The organism is Kitasatospora sp. NPDC036934 (assembly GCF_055608425.1).
This window is the reverse complement of sequence record NZ_JBVJQR010000016.1, coordinates 55,703-72,566: the sequence shown is the minus strand read 5'-3', so window position 1 is coordinate 72,566 and position 16,864 is coordinate 55,703. Positions and strand designations below refer to the sequence as shown.

The 16,864-nt window shown below is 71.9% G+C and carries 14 protein-coding genes; 8 read left to right on the top strand and 6 right to left on the bottom strand.

Translation table 11 applies throughout. From position 1 onward, the window contains the following. Window positions 1–124 precede the first annotated feature (124 nt). Window positions 125–727, top strand: a complete 603-nt coding sequence (locus tag ACZ7BZ_RS24685; RefSeq protein ID WP_380453885.1) for a malonic semialdehyde reductase — start codon at window positions 125–127, stop codon at window positions 725–727. A 76-nt stretch (window positions 728–803) separates the two neighbouring features. On the opposite strand, the gene ACZ7BZ_RS24680 is transcribed toward ACZ7BZ_RS24685, so the two are convergent. Next, on the bottom strand, window positions 804–1,340 hold the full coding sequence (locus tag ACZ7BZ_RS24680; protein ID WP_470360179.1) for a DUF4245 domain-containing protein: 537 nt from the start codon (window positions 1,338–1,340) through the stop codon (window positions 804–806). A 215-nt stretch (window positions 1,341–1,555) separates the two neighbouring features. Here ACZ7BZ_RS24680 and glpX point away from each other — a divergent pair, with 215 nt between their 5' ends. Beyond that, window positions 1,556–2,596: a class II fructose-bisphosphatase gene (gene glpX, locus ACZ7BZ_RS24675; RefSeq protein WP_470360178.1), complete on the top strand. Its 1,041-nt coding sequence runs from the start codon at window positions 1,556–1,558 to the stop codon at window positions 2,594–2,596. A gap of 180 nt (window positions 2,597–2,776) precedes the next feature. Here the strand turns inward: glpX and ACZ7BZ_RS24670 are convergent, their stop codons facing one another. Both ACZ7BZ_RS24670 and ACZ7BZ_RS24665 read right to left on the bottom strand, forming a co-directional pair. Then, window positions 2,777–3,154 (bottom strand): WhiB family transcriptional regulator, encoded by a 378-nt coding sequence (locus ACZ7BZ_RS24670; RefSeq protein WP_380453915.1) that lies wholly within the window; start codon window positions 3,152–3,154, stop codon window positions 2,777–2,779. A 313-nt stretch (window positions 3,155–3,467) separates the two neighbouring features. Next, window positions 3,468–4,277, bottom strand: coding sequence for a DUF1707 SHOCT-like domain-containing protein (locus ACZ7BZ_RS24665; protein WP_470360177.1), 810 nt, complete (start codon window positions 4,275–4,277; stop codon window positions 3,468–3,470). A gap of 146 nt (window positions 4,278–4,423) precedes the next feature. Here ACZ7BZ_RS24665 and ACZ7BZ_RS24660 point away from each other — a divergent pair, with 146 nt between their 5' ends. Further along, window positions 4,424–6,091, top strand: a complete 1,668-nt coding sequence (locus tag ACZ7BZ_RS24660) for a fumarate hydratase (protein ID WP_380453879.1) — start codon at window positions 4,424–4,426, stop codon at window positions 6,089–6,091. Window positions 6,092–6,295: 204 nt separating this feature from the next. Further along, window positions 6,296–6,487 carry a hypothetical protein gene (locus ACZ7BZ_RS24655; RefSeq protein ID WP_470360176.1) on the top strand — a complete coding sequence of 64 codons (192 nt, stop codon included), beginning with the start codon at window positions 6,296–6,298 and terminating at the stop codon, window positions 6,485–6,487. A 7-nt stretch (window positions 6,488–6,494) separates the two neighbouring features. Here ACZ7BZ_RS24655 and ACZ7BZ_RS24650 read toward each other — a convergent pair whose 3' ends face one another. Continuing rightward, window positions 6,495–7,253: a GntR family transcriptional regulator gene (locus ACZ7BZ_RS24650; protein ID WP_470360175.1), complete on the bottom strand. Its 759-nt coding sequence runs from the start codon at window positions 7,251–7,253 to the stop codon at window positions 6,495–6,497. A gap of 137 nt (window positions 7,254–7,390) precedes the next feature. Between ACZ7BZ_RS24650 and ACZ7BZ_RS24645 the strand changes: the two genes are divergently transcribed. Next, complete coding sequence (locus tag ACZ7BZ_RS24645) at window positions 7,391–7,594, top strand: hypothetical protein (RefSeq protein WP_470360174.1); 204 nt, start codon at window positions 7,391–7,393, stop codon at window positions 7,592–7,594. Window positions 7,595–7,841: 247 nt separating this feature from the next. Here the strand turns inward: ACZ7BZ_RS24645 and ACZ7BZ_RS24640 are convergent, their stop codons facing one another. Further along, window positions 7,842–8,120, bottom strand: coding sequence for a hypothetical protein (locus ACZ7BZ_RS24640; protein WP_470360173.1), 279 nt, complete (start codon window positions 8,118–8,120; stop codon window positions 7,842–7,844). Between the two features lie 214 nt (window positions 8,121–8,334). Here ACZ7BZ_RS24640 and ACZ7BZ_RS24635 point away from each other — a divergent pair, with 214 nt between their 5' ends. The 3 genes from ACZ7BZ_RS24635 (at window position 8,335) to ACZ7BZ_RS24625 (ending at window position 14,497) form a co-directional block, all read left to right on the top strand. After that, complete coding sequence (locus tag ACZ7BZ_RS24635) at window positions 8,335–11,301, top strand: AfsR/SARP family transcriptional regulator (protein WP_470360172.1); 2,967 nt, start codon at window positions 8,335–8,337, stop codon at window positions 11,299–11,301. Between the two features lie 482 nt (window positions 11,302–11,783). Then, entirely contained in the window at window positions 11,784–12,548 is a 765-nt protein-coding gene (locus ACZ7BZ_RS24630; RefSeq protein ID WP_380453867.1) for a class I SAM-dependent methyltransferase, read from the top strand. Between the two features lie 71 nt (window positions 12,549–12,619). Continuing rightward, a complete protein-coding gene (locus ACZ7BZ_RS24625) occupies window positions 12,620–14,497 on the top strand; it encodes an ATP-binding SpoIIE family protein phosphatase (RefSeq protein ID WP_470360171.1) in 1,878 nt (625 codons plus the stop codon). A gap of 62 nt (window positions 14,498–14,559) precedes the next feature. Here ACZ7BZ_RS24625 and ACZ7BZ_RS24620 read toward each other — a convergent pair whose 3' ends face one another. Continuing rightward, window positions 14,560–16,743 (bottom strand): MMPL family transporter, encoded by a 2,184-nt coding sequence (locus ACZ7BZ_RS24620; protein WP_470360170.1) that lies wholly within the window; start codon window positions 16,741–16,743, stop codon window positions 14,560–14,562. Window positions 16,744–16,864 lie beyond the last annotated feature (121 nt).

The window sequence follows — 16,864 nt, the reverse complement described above, 5'->3', positions numbered from 1 at the left end:
ACCCGGTGGGTGTGGGGCAGGTCACAATCACTTGGGGAATCGTTGAATCTTCACCTATGTTGGAGGAATTGATCGGCCGCGCCGGTCACTCCGACGAACCCCCTCCCGCATGAGGTGCAGAAGCATGACCACCGACGCCCTGGTACTCGACGCCGCCGCTCAGGACCTGCTGTTCCGCGAGGCCCGCACCGCGAACACCTTCACCGACGAGCCGGTCACCGAGGAGCAGGTCCAGGCCATCTACGACCTGGTCAAGTACGGCCCGACCGCCTTCAACCAGCAGCCGCTGCGCGTCGTCCTGGTCCGCTCGGCCGAGGGCCGCGAGCGCCTCGTCCAGCACCTGTCGGACGGCAACAAGGCCAAGACCGCCGCCGCCCCGCTGGTCGCCATCCTGGCCGCGGACAACGAGTTCCACGAGGAGCTGCCGACCCAGTTCCCGCACTTCCCGCAGGCCAAGGACGTGTTCTTCTCGGAGCGCGCCGTCCGTGAGCAGTCCGCCAAGCTGAACGGCGCCCTGCAGGCCGCCTACTTCATCATCGGCGTGCGCGCCGCCGGCCTGGCCGCCGGCCCGATGACCGGCTTCGACGGCGAGGGCATCAACAAGGAGTTCTTCGGCGACGGCGAGCACTCGGTGCTGGCCGTGGTCAACATCGGCAAGCCGGGCGACGACGCCTGGTTCCCGCGCTCCCCGCGCCTGGCCTACGACGAGGTCGTCACCACGGTCTGATCCGCGGCGACACGGCGAAGGGCCCGCACCGGTTCGTCCGGTGCGGGCCCTTCCGCGTTCGCGGGGCGGCCGGCCGCTACTTGAGCGCCTGGGCCAGCTCGGCCAGCTCCTCGTAGGAGGCGGTGCCGGTGATCAGGGTGGTCGCCGAGCCGGTCTGGACCGCCAGCGCACGGGCCTTCTCGCCCTGCACCCGGTCCCAACTGCGCCCGGCGCCGTCCGAGGTGCCGTCCGGCTGGGCGCCGGCGACCTTGTCGGCGAGCAGCTTCTCGCGCGGGACGTCGGCCTGCTCGACCGCCGCGTACTGGCCGGAGGGGGTCACGAAACCCAGGTGCCAGGCATTGCCCTTGCCGTTGTTGATGCCGGCCGGCGTATAGCTGACCGAGGTGGCCCGCCACTTGTCGGACAGCCCGTCCGGGGACAGCAGCGGGTACGGCGCGGCCCGCTTCGCCGAGGCCGCCGCCACCTTGTACTCGACCACGTGCACCGGGTCGCTGTTCGCGTCGTGCGGGAGGAACAGGTAACCGATCCAGACGACGAAACCGACCGCCAGCATCGACAGGACCATGTCCCGTACGGTCTGCCGACCCCTCATGCCCTTGCTCTCTGCAGCCACCCCCTCATGGTGACTCATCCACATTCCGCCGGGTCCACCCGGGGTGTGCACGTACGGGTGAAGCGGGACGAACCGGTGGTTTCCGATCCGGGGTGGCGACCCGCGCCACAGACAGTCATCTCGTGGGCAGATACGATCGCACTACCCTCACCACGGCGTTCGACCTGGCAGTAGTCGGGCGCTCACTGGCCGTCGCGTACAGAGAGGTAACGACGATGACCACGCAGTACCCGCACCACCTTCCCAGTGCCCTGGAGGTCGCGCCCGAGGCTCCGGACCGGAACCTCGCGCTCGAGCTCGTCCGGGTCACCGAGGCAGCGGCGATGGCCGCCGGCCGGTGGGTCGGCCGGGGAGACAAGAACGGAGCCGACGGTGCCGCCGTCAAGGCGATGCGCACCCTCGTCTCGACCGTCTCGATGAACGGCGTGGTCGTCATCGGCGAGGGCGAGAAGGACGAAGCCCCGATGCTCTACAACGGCGAGCGGGTCGGCGACGGCACCGGCGCCGAGTGCGACGTCGCGGTCGACCCGGTGGACGGCACCACGCTGACCGCCAAGGGCATGAACAACGCGGTGGCCGTGCTGGCCGTCGCCGACCGCGGCACCATGTTCGACCCCAGCGCCGTGTTCTACATGGACAAGCTGGTGGCCGGCCCGGAAGCCGCCGACTTCGTCGACATCACCGCCCCGCCGGCCGTCAACATCCGCCGGGTCGCCAAGGCCAAGGGCAGCGCCGTCGAGGACGTCACGGTGGTCGTACTCGACCGCCCGCGCCACGACGACCTGGTCCAGCAGATCCGCGAGGCGGGCGCCCGGATCAAGTTCATCTCCGACGGCGACGTGGCCGGCGCCATCATGGCCGCTCGCGAGGGCACCGGCATCGACCTTCTGATGGGCGTCGGCGGCACCCCCGAGGGCATCATCGCGGCCTGCGCGATGAAGTGCATGGGCGGTGTCATCCAGGGCCGGCTGTGGCCCAAGGACGAGGCCGAGCGGCAGAAGGCCCTCGACGCCGGGCACGACCTGGACCGGGTGCTCACCACCAACGACCTGGTCAGCGGCGAGAACGTGTTCTTCGTCGCCACCGGCATCACCGACGGCGAGCTGCTGCGCGGCGTCCACTACCGCTCGGAGACCGCCACCACCAGCTCGCTGGTGATGCGCTCCAAGAGCGGCACGATCCGCGAGATCAACTCCGTCCACAAGCTGTCGAAGCTGCGGGCGTACAGCGCGATCGACTTCGACCGGGCCAACTGACCCGGACACCGCGCGGCGCGGCCCCGGCGGAATCCCCCTCCGCCGGGGCCGCGTTGCGTCTCCGGCCGCCGTGGCGGGCGGGCGCGAGCTCGACGCCGGGCGCGATTCGGGTGGCGGGCGCGGTCCCGCCGAGGCCGTCGTCGGGGCGGCCGCCGTACCGGGCCGGTCCTCGGCCCGGCGTCAACCGGCTATCCGGCGCCCGGTCGTGGCCACCCGGGCCGCCTCGCGCAGCTCGGCGTCCCGGCGCCGCCGCCGGGCCAGCACCACCCGCCGCTCGGCCGCCGTCAGCCCGCCCCAGACCCCGTACGGCTCCGGCTGGGCCAGCGCGTGCTCACGGCACTCCAGCAGCACCGGGCAGCGGGCGCACACCTGCTTGGCCTGCTCCTCCCGCGACAGCCGGGCCGCCGTCGGCTCCTTCGAGGGCGCGAAGAACAGCCCCACCTCGTCCCGCCGACAGGCCGCACCGGTGTGCCACGGATTGTCCTCGCCCGCGGCCGTGCCCTGGCCACCGCCCGGGGGTTGCGGCTGCGGGCGGACGGCCGGCCGGCGCTCCAGCAACTGGGCGGCGGCGACTGGCGAGGTGGTGCGGGACTCGATCGGATGCAGCACGGCCGTACTCCTGACGAGGCTCTCGGACACGGGGAACCTCGCTCCCCTGCCGGCTGCGAACCCCCGCTGTCCAACGCCCGGGGCGGCCGCTGGGCCGCCTCCGGTGCACAGCCGTACAAGAAGCGATGTGCGGAAGGAACTACCCCGCCCGGCCGCGATTCATGCACACTGCACGCAATCGACTACGGAGTGCACCGGACACAACGCCGAGTGCCCGGCCGGGAGTTGATTCCCGGCCGGGCACTCGTCAGGTCAATTCGGGCTATTCCGTACCGAGTTGCTTGCGGACCCACTCCTTGAGCTTCTTGCCCCGGCGCGGCTTGGCCTCGCAACCGCCGAACAGGGCAAGGCCCTTGACCCGCACGACCGGAGCGTACGGGTCCGCCGCGGTCTGCTCCCGGACGTCGAAGCCGCCGAAGATGCCCACCCCGGAACCGAGCAGGGTCACGTTCTCCGGCACCCGGATGTCGACCCCGCCGAAAACCGCCGTCACGGTGATCTCCACCTCGGGGGACTCGAAGACGGCGTCGGTGAGGTCGATCTCCACCCCGCCGAACGCGGTGAAGGCCGTCAGGTGCGAGCCCACCCGCCAGCGGCCCTTGCGGGAGGCGCCGCCGAAGATCGCCACCACCGACGGGGCCTCGTGCCGCGCCGGCGCCAGCGGCCGGGCCGGCGCGGGGGCCGGCGCCGAGGCGTCCAGCGGCGGCTTGTCGAAGGACACCGACCGGTGGGCCGGAAGGTCCCTGGTCAGTGGGACCAGGTCCCCGAAGGTCTTGGCGGCGTACGCGGCCTCGATCCGCTCGGCGTGCTCGTCCGCGTCCAACCGGCCCTCGGCGTAGGCGTCCCGCAGCAGCTCCGCGGTCCGCTCGCGGTCGGCGTCCGAGACCCGCATCTCCGCCTGCGCCACCGGGGCGTTCGCCTCGGGCCTGGGCCGGGGCCTCAGTTCGGCCTGGGGCTTCGGTTCGGGCTGGGACTTCGGTTCGGCCTGGGGCTTCGGTTCGGACTTGGTCAGGGGAACGGGCGCCGGCACCGTCGGCTGCCCCGGGTCGTCCTGCGACGGCGAGTTGTCCACGGCCCAAGCCTAATCGCTCGCACTGCTGCCCGAGTGAGCCCGGTCACGCAAGGCTGACCTGTCCGCATGCGTCCGGCGGCCGGGTCCTACCCTGGATGGTGCTTCGCCGACGCAGCCGGACCACTGGACCCCTAAGGACCGCCCCGATGGCTCCCACGCCAGACTTCGAGTACAGCGACCTGCTCCCCCTGGGTGCTGACCCGACCCCGTACCGCAAGCTCACCTCCGAGGGTGTCTCCACCTTCGAGGCCGGCGGCCGCACCTTCCTCCAGGTCGAGCCCGAGGCGCTGCGCCTGCTCACCGCCGAGGCGATGCACGACATCTCCCACTACCTGCGCCCCGCGCACCTCGCCCAGCTGCGCCGCATCCTGGACGACCCGGAGGCCAGCCCCAACGACCGCTTCGTCGCGCTCGACCTGCTGAAGAACGTCAACATCTCGGCCGGCGGCATCCTCCCGATGTGCCAGGACACCGGCACCGCGATCGTCATGGGCAAGCGCGGCCAGAACGTGCTCACCTCCGGCGCGGACGAGTCCGCCATCGCCCGCGGCGTGTTCGACGCGTACACCAAGCTAAACCTGCGCTACTCCCAGATGGCCCCGGTGACCATGTGGGACGAGAAGAACACCGGCAACAACCTGCCGGCCCAGATCGAGCTGTACGCCACCGACGGCGACGCGTACAAGTTCCTCTTCATGGCCAAGGGCGGCGGCTCGGCCAACAAGTCGTACCTGTACCAGGAGACCAAGGCCATCCTGAACGAGGCCAGCATGCTCTCGTTCCTGGAGCAGAAGATCCGCTCCCTCGGCACCGCCGCCTGCCCGCCGTACCACCTGGCGATCGTGATCGGCGGCACCAGCGCCGAGTTCGCGCTCAAGACCGCCAAGTACGCCTCGGCGCACTACCTGGACAACCTGCCGACCTCCGGCGACGCCAAGACCGGCCACGGTTTCCGCGACCTGGAGCTGGAGGCCAAGGTCACCGAGCTGACCCAGAAGATCGGCATCGGCGCCCAGTTCGGCGGCAAGTACTTCTGCCACGACGTCCGCGTGGTCCGGCTGCCGCGCCACGGCGCCTCGCTGCCGGTCGCGATGGCCGTCTCCTGCTCCGCCGACCGCCAGGCGCTCGGCAAGATCACCGCCGAGGGCGTGTTCCTGGAGCAACTGGAGACCGACCCGGCGAAGTACCTGCCGGACACCACCGACGAACACCTCGACGACGACGTGGTGCGCATCGACCTCGACCAGCCGATGTCCGCGATCCGCGCCGAGCTGTCGAAGTACCCGGTCAAGACCCGGCTCTCGCTCACCGGCACGCTCGTCGTCGCCCGCGACATCGCCCACGCCAAGATCAAGGAGCGCCTGGACGCCGGCGAGGGCATGCCCAAGTACCTCCAGGACCACCCGGTCTACTACGCCGGCCCGGCCAAGACCCCCGAGGGCTACGCCTCCGGCTCCTTCGGCCCCACCACGGCCGGCCGGATGGACTCCTACGTCGACCAGTTCCAGGCGGCCGGCGGCTCCATGGTCATGCTCGCCAAGGGCAACCGCAGCAAGCAGGTCACCGACGCCTGCGCCGCCCACGGCGGCTTCTACCTCGGCTCCATCGGCGGCCCGGCCGCCCGCCTCGCCCAGGACTGCATCAAGAAGGTCGAGGTGCTGGAGTACGCCGAGCTCGGCATGGAGGCCGTCTGGCGCATCGAGGTCGAGGACTTCCCGGCCTTCATCGTCGTCGACGACAAGGGCAACGACTTCTTCCGCGAGACCACCGAGGGCCCGCTGATCACCAACCTGCGGGTGCGCTCCAAGGAGTGACCGCCCCCGCCCCGTCCGTCCCACCGCCCCGGTCGCGCCCGCCGCGCCCGGGGCGGTTTTCATCGCCTGATCAGGATCAGCAAGTCGACCCGGGCGGAGATCCTGTTCTCCGCCCGCGACTCGGCACACCGGGACGACCTGGAGGACGAACTCACCGCGCTCTTCGGGCCGGCCGTCAGCGCTCCCGAGTCGATCTGGGACTGGGTGGACGGCGCCCAGTACAAGCTGACCCAGAAGGGCCAGCACCGCGCGGCCGGACTGGTAGACCTGCTGCCGGCCGGCACCGCCGTCCACCACGACATGACCGTGCTCCACCTGGACGACGACTTCGCCACCGTCGCCCGGGTGGTCACCGAACTGCGCGAGCAGGACATCCGCCGGCCGATCGTCGACTGACCCCGTCCTACGCGTCGAAGTCGTACTCCAGGACGTAGGAGGCGGCGTCCAGGATCATCTCGTTGAGCTCGACGACCTGGCCCTCGTCGGCGAAGGCGGTGCGGCAGATCAGGATGACCGGGGTGCCGGCGGAGAGTTCGAGGCGGGCCGCCTCCTCACCGCCGGGCATCCGGGAGCGGACCTCCTCGCGGAAGTGCACGGGCTTGGCGCCGATCTCGGCCAGCCGGGCGTAGGTGCCGCCGGGGCCGGTGTCCTCGCGGGTGATCGCGGTGCCGGCGACCAGGACGGCCGGCAGGTAGGAGGTGGAGAGCAGCACCGGCTTGCCGTCCAGGACGAAGCGGCGGTGCCGCACGCACATCGGGACGCCCGGGTCCACCCCGAGCACCCGGGCCACGTGCTCGGGCGCGCCCTGCTCGGTGACCGACACCTGGTCGACCACCAGGCTGCGGTTGTCGATGTCCGCGGACCATATCGACCGGCCGGAGCCCCACTGGCCCTGCGCCAGCCGCTGGATGCCGCGCCGGCGCAGCGGCCGGAAGTCCCGGACGAACACCCCCGAGCCCTTGCGGGCCTCCACGATGCCCTCGCTCTGCAGCACGCCGAGCGCCTGGCGGGCGGTCATCCGGGCCACGCCGTACTCGTCCATCAGGTCGTTCTCGCCGGGCAGCCGGTCGCCCGCGCGGTAGCGGCCCGCGTCGATGGCCGCCTTCAGGGAGTCGGCGATCCGCTGGTACTTGGGCTGCTTGTCGCCACTGCTGCCGGTCATCGCCGCTCCCTCTCCCTCGGATGAATCGTAGGCGCGCCCGCGGCCGCTGATAAGGAGATACGACCGTTGACATCTCTAGAGATATTAGCTTCTCTAGAGATGTCTGCCAGTCGCTGACGGAGCGAAGGAGCAGTGCGGTGAGCACCCGACAGCGCAACGCCCCGGCCTACCGGCCGCACGTGGGTGAACTCGTCCTCGACCGGAGGACCGGACGCACCGGCATCTACATGGACACCATCGGCGGCGAGCACTACCTGCGCCCCGAGCACGGCGGCCGCGAATGGGCCGCCGAACCCCACCACGTCTCACCCGCCCCCGAGCCCCGCGAGTCGACTGAATGAGGCCGGCTTCGTAATTTCGGCAAAATCCAGGCAAACCGCACCATTCGGCGCCCGTAATCCCCTGGTGAATCCAGAATTCCGGAACGCCCCTCGCCTGCCGTCGAGCACGTTACGGACGAGGCCGGTCACGAAGCGTGCACCGCGGACGGTAATCGGGCACCGCAATGGCCCCGCAAACGAATTGGCGCGCACATAACCAACAGCGCCCCCGCGCCCGGAGGGACGCGGGGGCACTCGGCCGACCTCTTTACGGGCAGCCGGAGACGACGTTCTCGGGCTCATAGGTCTTGCCCGGCTCGTCGCCGGCCGGCTTGACGGGCTCGACCACGTGCTCGGCCTCGTCACCGAAGACCTCGTTCCCGAAGGCGTCCTTCCGGTCCGCACCCGGCTCGGAGTACTCGGTCGGGTGCGAGGTCGCCGCCACCGCGCCCTCGACAGCCTGGCCGGCCTCCACAGCGGCAGCCGAAGTCCGCGCCTCGCCCTCGGGCGTCGACGGCACCGGGGTCTCGCTCTGGTCGTTGGCCATTGGGCGGCCGCCTTTCGGTCATCAATTGCCTTCAGCCCGACCTGCTTGGCGCGGGCGCGGGGACAGTATCGTAGGGTTGATTAAATGTCCGATAAACATCGTGGGGCTTGCGGGGCCGTCCGGCGGAGTCGGGCGTCCGCCTAAGCTGAAGCACCGCGGCGGACCGCCGAGCGCCCTCTCACGAGATCAACACCACAGGCTATCGGGGGACTTCATGGAGTTGAGGGAGACACCGCAGGCCCCTGCGCTGCGCTTCCAAGTCCTCGGTCCGGTCCAGGCATGGCTCGACGGCAGGCCTCTTTCCCTCGGGTCCCCCCAGCAGCAAGCCGTCCTGACCACCCTCCTGCTGCAGAGCGGCCGTCCGGTCACCACCCAGGACCTCGTCGACGCCCTGTGGGGCGACCGGCCCCCGACCCAAGCCGTGGCAGCCCTCCGCACGTACGTCTCCCGACTGCGCTCCGTCATCGAACCCCGCCGGGAGATCCGCAGGCCCTCCGAGGTGCTGGTCTCCATCGCAGACGGCTATGCGCTGCGGGTCCCGAACGACGCCCTGGACCTGACGGTCTTCGAGAAGCTGTCCGCCGACGCCGCGGCCGCCCGGGCCTCCGGAGACCAGCACGAGGCGCACCGGCTCCTCACCCAGGCCCTGCAGCTGTTCAGCGGCCGTCCGCTCACCGGAATCCCCGGGCCCTACGCCGACGCCCAACGGCTGCGGCTGGCCGAACGCCAGGTGGCCGCGGCCGAGGAAACCTGCGCCGTCGCCCTCGACATCGGCCTCCACGCCGAGATCATCGGCGACCTCAACATCCTGACGGCCGAACACCCGCTGCGCGAACGACTGCGCGAACTGCTCATGCTGGCGCTGTACCGGTCCGGTCGCCAGGCCGAGGCCCTGGGTGTCTACACCGACACCCGCAAGCTGCTCATCGAGGAACTCGGGGTCGAGCCGGGAGCCAGCCTGTCCGCCATGCACTCCCGCATCCTCGCGGGGGACCCGGCGCTGGCCCTCTCGGAGGTGACCGTCTCCGGGACGGCCCGCAGGAACGGTCCCGCCGCATTCCCCGCGCCCGCCCAGCTCCCCGCCGACGTGTCGGACTTCAGCGGCCGCTCGAACCTGGTGTCCGATCTCTCGACGATCCTGCAGAACGCCACCGGCCAGGCCGTGGTGGTGACCTCGCTGGCCGGGATCGGCGGCGTCGGCAAGACCACCCTCGCCGTCCACGTCGCCCACCGCGTCCGGTCGGAGTTCCCGGACGGCCAGCTGTATGTCGACCTGCGTGGGGCCGGCACCTCTCCGGCAGACCCGGTCGTCGTCCTGGGCGACTTCCTCCACTCACTCGGCGTCACCGAGAGTCCCGACTCGCTCGAACAGCGCGCGGCCCTCTACCGCTCCCAGCTCGCCGGCCGACAGATGCTCATCCTGCTGGACAACGCACGGGACGCCGAACAGATCAAGCCGCTGATCCCAGGCGTCTCCGGCTGCGCGGTACTCGCCACCAGCCGGTCCCGGCTGGCCGGCATTCCGGGTGCGCAGCTGTTCGACGTGGAGGAGCTGACGCCGGCCGAGGCACTGTCGCTGTTCTCGGCCATCGTGGGGGAAGAGCGGGCCGCCGCTGAGCCGGAGGCCGCCATGGCGGTGGTCAAGGGGTGCGGTTTCCTGCCGCTGGCCGTCCGCATCGCGGCCGCCCGTCTGGCCAGCCGCCCGCGCTGGAGCGTCTCCGACCTGGCCCGCCGGTTAGCCGATCAGAGACGCCGTCTCGACGAACTCCAACTGGGCAACCTCGCCGTGGAGACGACCATCGGGCTCGGCTACGGACAGCTCTCCGCGGCCGAGGCCCGGGCCTTTCGGCTTCTCTCGTTGATCGACTCCACCGACATCCCGCTGGAGGCGGCAGCCGCGCTGCTCGATCTGGACGAAGACGACGCCGAGGACCTCGCGGAGGCACTGGTCGAAGCGAACATGCTGGAGTGCTTCACCCCGGGCCGCTACCGCTACCACGACCTGCTCCGCCTGTACGCCCAGCGGCAGAACGAACGGATCGGCGACGCCGAGGAACGGGAACAGGCGATTCAGCGGCTGTTCGACCTGCTGATCCCGACCATGCGCAACGCGGCCCAGGCCATCGAACCGGACGACACACTGCCGGAGCTGCTGACGACGCCCACCATGCCGGGGATCGACCTGCCGACCAGCCGGTCCGCACAGGACTGGCTGCGGACCGAGGGCGCCCTGCTCCTCAGCGCCGTCGAGACTGCCGCGAACGGTCCCGACGCCCTGCAGCGCTCGGCAGTCGATCTGCTGAACCTGATGTTCAGCATCGACCCGGACCCGACCCGCGGCCCCCGGGGATGCCGGGTCCTGGAGACCATCGGCCAGGACGCGGAACGACGTGGCGACTCGGGGGTGCTCGCCCGAGCCTACTTCGCCCTCGGCACCCTCCAGTCCGTCACCAGCGACTTCCAGGGTGCCGAGCAGTCGCTGCGTCGCAGCCTGGACCACCAGGCACCGGACGAGCCGTCCGTCCTGCTGCTGGCTACGGCCAACACGCTGGGCTGGATCCTGGGCATCGGCAACAGCAAGACCGAGGCGCTGGGGTTCCTCGAACAGGCCCGGGCCACCAGCCGGGCTGTCCGCACACCGACCGCCGAGGCACGGATCGTCGGCAACATGGCCCGGGTGCAGCACTGGCTCGGCATGACCGAGACGGCGATCCAGTCCGCCAGCGACGGTGTATCCGCAGCGCGCGAGTCCAAGAACGGTCCGCTGCTCGCGCAGACGCTGTACCAGCTCGGCGTGGTGCTCACCGGCGCCGAAGCCGTCCCGCACCTGCGGGAGGCGCATCAGCTCTACGCGTCCCAGCGGAACCGGCTCTGGGAGGGCTACACCCTCGCCCGCCTGGCTTCCGCCCTACTCGCCGCCGGGCAGCACGCCGAGGCGGCCGAGGCGGCCGGCGCGTCCTTGGCGATCGCGCAGGAGATGGACTCCGCCTACTGCCAGGGCCTGGCCAACGCCGCCCTCGGCGAGGCGTTGCTCGCCCTGGCCCAGCCGGCCCGTGGCCTCGCCTGTCTCCAGGAGGCGCACGCGATCTTCACGCGGCTCGGTGTGCCGGAGGCCTCCCCCGTGGCGGACCTCATCTCCCGACAGCACACCGAGCCCTTCTCTTCTCCCCCCGCGCCGTGAGGCCTCCGCTCCCCTGCGGAGCACCTCCCCCGATTCGCGCGTCGGCGCTCCCGCAGCCCCCCGGCTGCGGGAGCGCCATCAACGCTTCCCCGGCGCTGGATCCCACTGTGCACCCCGCCGATTGACGTTCGATAAACGTCCGATTGTCAGCCTGCGGATCGGCGAAACCGCAGGTCAGCGCCGCTGACCCGGCGCGCCGTCCGGCGTGCGGGGCCGGTCGCACCACCCGGCCCGCACCCCCGTGCTTCCGCGGACCCGGTCCACATCGGCCCGAGCATGACGAGTTGGCCGGAAAGGGACCCCATGGCGCAGTGATCACGCATATTCTCAGATGCCAGTACGCACACGAGTGTCTGCCGGCAACGTGTCGGGGTGCAGGCCGTCTGTGTGATGCGGGGAGCGTGACGTACCGCCACCGGCAGCGGCCCACGAGGCTGCGGAGGAGCCGACCGGAGGCCACGGGTGGAAGGGTGCCTCTCAACGTGACGACCGGACAGATATCCGACGCGTTCCCGGTCGGCGAGGACGCCGGCGACGACGGGCCCGACGTGCGACGACGCCGGGCGGCCCGGGCCCTGCAGGCGGTCGCCTTCGACACCATCGGCGCCGGGTACGGCGAGGCGTTCCCGGCCAAGGACGGGCAGCTGGAGTGCGGCCGGCAGCTGCTCGCCGAGCTCGAACCCGGGGCCCGGGTGCTGGACGTGGGCTGCGGCACCGGCGAGCCGACCGTCCGCCAGCTGACCGCCGGCGGGCTGCGGGTGACCGGGATGGACCTCTCGGACGGGATGCTCACGCTGGCCCGGCAGGACCGGACCGCGGGCCCGTACCCGGCCGAGTTCCACCGCATCGACCTCTACGATCTGGCCACCGAGCGCGCCGACCGGGTCTGGGGCGCGCCCGGGCTGGGGCCGGCGGGCCGCGGCGCCTTCGCCGCCGTCACCGCGTTCTTCTCGCTGATCCTGCTGCCGCAGGACGAGATCCCGACCGTGCTCGGCCGGCTGCGCGAACTGCTGCGGCCCGGCGGACTGCTGGTGCTCGGTATGGTCGAAGCGGACCTGGATCACGTTCCGCTTCCGTTCCTTGGCAGAGAGCTGCGGATCAGTGGGTATCTGAGGGAGGATCTGGAACGGGTTCTGGTCGCGGCCGGTTTCGCCGTCGAGGAGTGCTCGGGGCATCCGTACGCGCCGGCCAGTACCACGCTGCCGCCGGAGGAACAGCTGTTCCTGTGCTGTCGACGCGTCGGCTGACCGACCAGAGGACCAGCACAGCCCATCGACACACACACCTCCCGACCACACCGAATCCAGGACAGGCAGCCGTGCGCGACCAGCTCAAGACCGAGGCGGAGCAGCCGCCCGCCGTCCCGGGCCAGCGCGGCATGGTCCCGATCAGGGCGCACCCCCCGGCGAAGCCGTCGACCTCCCGGCCGGACCACACCAGGTCGCCGGAAGGGGCGGCGGAACGGGCGGCGGAACGGGTGGCGGACCGCCTCGCCTACCTCGACGCGGCGACCCGGCGGATCAACAGCGCCCTCGACCTGGCCGCGACCCTGCGCAACATCGGTCGGGTGCTGGTGCCGACGCTCGCCGACGCGGCCGTCGTCCACCTGCGCGATCCGCTGCCCAACGTCGAGCGCGAACCCGGCTTCCCGGAGGAGCTGCGGATACACCACAGCACCGGCACCCGGATCGGCCGCCGCGGCCGCAAGAGCGGCGCGGACGACCGGCACCGCTCGCGCTTCGGCTCCCGCTCGACCGCCGACACCGGCCCGGCCACCCCGGTCACCCGCGGCGGCGCGCTGGCGCACATCCTGCTGAGCCGTCGTCCCGCCGAGTCCGCCGTCCTCGGCACACCCGCCGCCGAGCGCACCGAGGCGCTGCTGCGCGAGCTGTACGGCACCCGCGGGCTGGCCCGGCTGGCCGCCGGCACCTCGGTGGTGGCCCTGCCGCTGCGCGGCCGCAAGGCCGTCCTCGGCCTGCTGGTGCTGATCCGCCGACCCCCTGAACGCACCGGCCGCCCGGCCTTCGACGCGACGGACACCGCGACCGCCGCGCACCTGGCGACCCAGGCCGGGCTGGCCGTGGACACCGCGCTGCGGTACGCCCGCGAGTGGGAGATAGCCAACGAACTCCAGCGCAGCATGCTGCCGTTGCGGCTGCCGCAGTCGCACGGGGTCCGGCTCGCCCAGCGCTACCTGCCCGGTGAGCGCGGCGCGCAGGTCGGCGGCGACTGGTACGACGCCGTGCCGCTGCCCGGCAACCGGGTCGCCCTGATCGTCGGCGACGTGATGGGCCACTCGCTCACCTCGGCCGCCATCATGGGCCAACTCCGCACCAGCGCCCAGACCTTGGCCGCACTCGACCTGTCGCCGCACGAGGTGCTCTACCACCTGGACGAACAGGCCCAACGGCTCGGCCGCGAACAGCACCTGGCCACCTGCGTGTACGCGGTGTACGACCCGATCGCCAACCGGGTGGTGCTGGCCAACGCCGGGCACGTCCCGCCCGTGCTGGTCCGCCCGGACGGCACGGCCGAGTTGGTGGAGCTGGACTCCGGGGCGCCGATCGGGGTCGGCGGGGTGGACTTCAACTCGGTCGAACTGCCCGCACCGCCCGGCTCGGCGCTGCTGCTGTTCACCGACGGCCTGGTGGAGACCCGCAGCCGCCCGCTCAGCGACGGCCTGGAGGTGCTCCGCGCCCGGATCGCGGCCGCCCGCTGGCAGTCCCCCGAGCAGCTCTGCCAGGAGGCGCTGCGGATCCTGCCGCCCGGGGACCGCGGCGACGACATCGCCCTGCTGGGCGCCTGCTTCGACGGCATCCCGGCCGGGGACGTCGCCCACTGGTACCTGCAGCCGCGCAACGAGACGCCCGGCCGGGCCCGGCGGCTGGCGGCGCACACCCTGCGCCGCTGGGGGCTGGACGAGCTGAGCGAGGCGACCGAGCTGATGGTCAGCGAGCTGGTGACCAACGCCGTCCAGCACGCGACCCGGCCGGTCACCCTGAGCCTGGTGCGCACCACCCGGCTGCGCTGCGAGGTCGGCGACGACAGCCCGCTGCTGCCGCGCCCGCGCCGTACCGGCCCGGAGGACGAACGCGGGCGCGGGCTGCAGATAGTGGCCCGGTGCGCGGACCGCTGGGGCGCCACCCGGCTGGGCACCGGCAAGGTGGTCTGGTTCGAGCAGCGGCTGCCGCAGTAGCGGCGGGCCCGGCGGGGCGGACCCCGCCGGGCACCGCGGTCACACCCCCCACGGCACCGCGGTCACACCCCCACGGGCTCCTTGGCCCGCTCATCCTTCAGCCGGGCGATCAGCTGCTCGCCCTCCATGTCGACCTTCGGCACGACCTTCTCCAGCCGCTTCGGGAACCACCAGGCCGCCTTGCCGAACAACGCCATGGCGGCCGGTACCAGCGCCATCCGCACCACGAAGGCGTCCACCAGCACGCCCACCGCGAGGGCGAAGCCGATCGGCTGGACGATCGGGTCGTGTCCGAGGACGAAGGCGCCGAACACCGAGATCATGATCAGCGCGGCCGCCGTCACCACCCGGGCGCCGCCCTTCACCCCGCCGACGACCGCCTCGCGCGGTGCCTTGCCGTGGACGTACTGCTCCTTCATCCCGGAGACCAGGAACAGCTCGTAGTCCATCGCCAGCCCGAACAGCACGCCGATCAGCAGGATCGGCACGAAGCTGACCACCGGGCCGACCTTCGGCACGTCGATCAGGCCGTCCAGCCAGCCCCACTGGTAGACCGCGACCACCGCGCCGAGCGAGGCCAGGATGCTGAGCAGGAAGCCCAGCACCGCCTTGAGCGGCACCAGCACCGAGCGGAAGGCCAGCGCGAGCAGCACCAGGGCGATGCCGACGATCACCGCGACGAACGGCGGCAGGGCCTGGCCGAGCTTGGTGGAGACGTCGATGTTGGCGGCGGTGGTGCCGGTGACGGCGATGCTCGCGCCGGTGGCGGCCCTGAGCCCGTCGCGCTGGTCGCGGATCTCCTTGACCAGGGTCTCGGTGGCCTTGTCGTCCGGGCCGGTCTTCGGGATGACCGGCACCAGGGCGGTGCCGCTCGCCTGGTCGACCTTGGGCGGCAGCAGGGTCTGCACACCCTTCAGGCCCTGCAGTCGGCCGGCCACCTCCTGTACCGCCTGTTCCGGCTTCGGCGTGCCGTGGGCGTCCACGACCACCACCAGCGGCGCGTTGAAACCCGCCCCGAAGCCTGCGCTGACCAGGTCGTACGCCTTGCGGGCGTCCGTCCCGACGGCCTGTGAACCACCGCCCGGCAAGCCGAGGTTCAGGCTCGCGGCGGGCACCGCCAGGGCACCCAGTCCGGCCAGGCCGACCAGCAGCACGGGCAGTGGGCGGCGGACCACGAAGCGGGCCCAGCGCTCGCCGAGGGTGACCTTGCCGTGGGTGGTCAGCGCCCGCTTCCAGATCGGCAGCCGGTCGATCGCGCGGCCGGTGAAGCCCAGCACCGCGGGCAGCAGCGTGATCGCGACCAGGACGGCCACCACGACGGCGCCGGAGGCGGCCAGGCCCATCACGGTGAGGAACGGGACGCCGGCGACGGCCAGTCCGGCGAGCGCCACGACCACGGTCAGGCCGGCGAAGACGACGGCGCTGCCGGCGGTGGCGGTGGCCCGGGCGGCGGACTCCTCCGGCTCCAGGCCCTCGTCCAGGTGGCGGCGGTAGCGGAACAGGATGAACAGCGCGTAGTCGATGCCGACCGCGAGGCCGACCATCAGCGCGAGCACCGGGGCGGTGGTGATGATCTCGAACGAACCGGTCAGCGCCAGCAGTCCGGCCATCGCGACGGCGACGCCGACCAGCGCGGTCAGCAGCGGCAGCCCGGCCGCGACCAGGGTGCCGAGGGTGATCACCAGCACCACGCCGGCCACCACCAGGCCGATCGCCTCGGAACCGCCCTCGATCTGGGCGAACTGGTTGTACGCGTCGCCGCCGAAGGCCACCTCCAGTCCGGCCGCGCGGGCCGGCTCGGCGGCGGCCCTGACCGCGTCCCGCTGCCGGTCGGTGACGTCGGCGAGCTTGTGGTCGAAGGAGACCAGCGCGATCGCGACCCTGCCGTCCGGGGAGACGGCTCCGGTGGCGTACGGGTCGGGCACCGCGGCCACGCCGGGGACGTGGGCGATCCGGGCGACCGCCTCGCCGACCGCCTTGGCCGCCTCGGGCGAGGTCATGCCGCCGGACGCCCCGGCCGCGAAGACCACCTGGGCCGAGCCGTGACCCTGCTCGGGGAAGGTGCCCTTGATCCGGTCCAGGGTGGCCTGGGCCTCGGTGCCCGGGACCTTGAACTCGTCGCTGGTCTTGCCCGCGAAGGCGCCCGCGGCTCCGCCGATGGCGATCAGCAGCGCGATCCAGACGGCCAGGACGGCGCGCCTCCTCCGGAAGCAGTGGCGGCCCAATCGGTACAGGTACGTGGCCACAGGTCTGACCCCTCGGGTGCGGTCGGCGGACAGGCGGGTGCCTGAGCGAACCCCTCCCACGGTAGACCCAACTTTGTCGGGTGACAAAGTTGGCCGACAAAATCGATCGACACAGTTGTCC

Coding starts and splice junctions, on each gene's coding strand:
- ACZ7BZ_RS24640 (WP_470360173.1), bottom strand. CDS start 8,120: ATGGCCAACGACCAGAGCGAGACCCCGGTGCCGTCGACGCCCGAGGGC.
- ACZ7BZ_RS24660 (WP_380453879.1), top strand. CDS start 4,424: ATGGCTCCCACGCCAGACTTCGAGTACAGCGACCTGCTCCCCCTGGGT.
- glpX (WP_470360178.1), top strand. CDS start 1,556: ATGACCACGCAGTACCCGCACCACCTTCCCAGTGCCCTGGAGGTCGCG.
- ACZ7BZ_RS24685 (WP_380453885.1), top strand. CDS start 125: ATGACCACCGACGCCCTGGTACTCGACGCCGCCGCTCAGGACCTGCTG.
- ACZ7BZ_RS24635 (WP_470360172.1), top strand. CDS start 8,335: ATGGAGTTGAGGGAGACACCGCAGGCCCCTGCGCTGCGCTTCCAAGTC.
- ACZ7BZ_RS24650 (WP_470360175.1), bottom strand. CDS start 7,253: ATGACCGGCAGCAGTGGCGACAAGCAGCCCAAGTACCAGCGGATCGCC.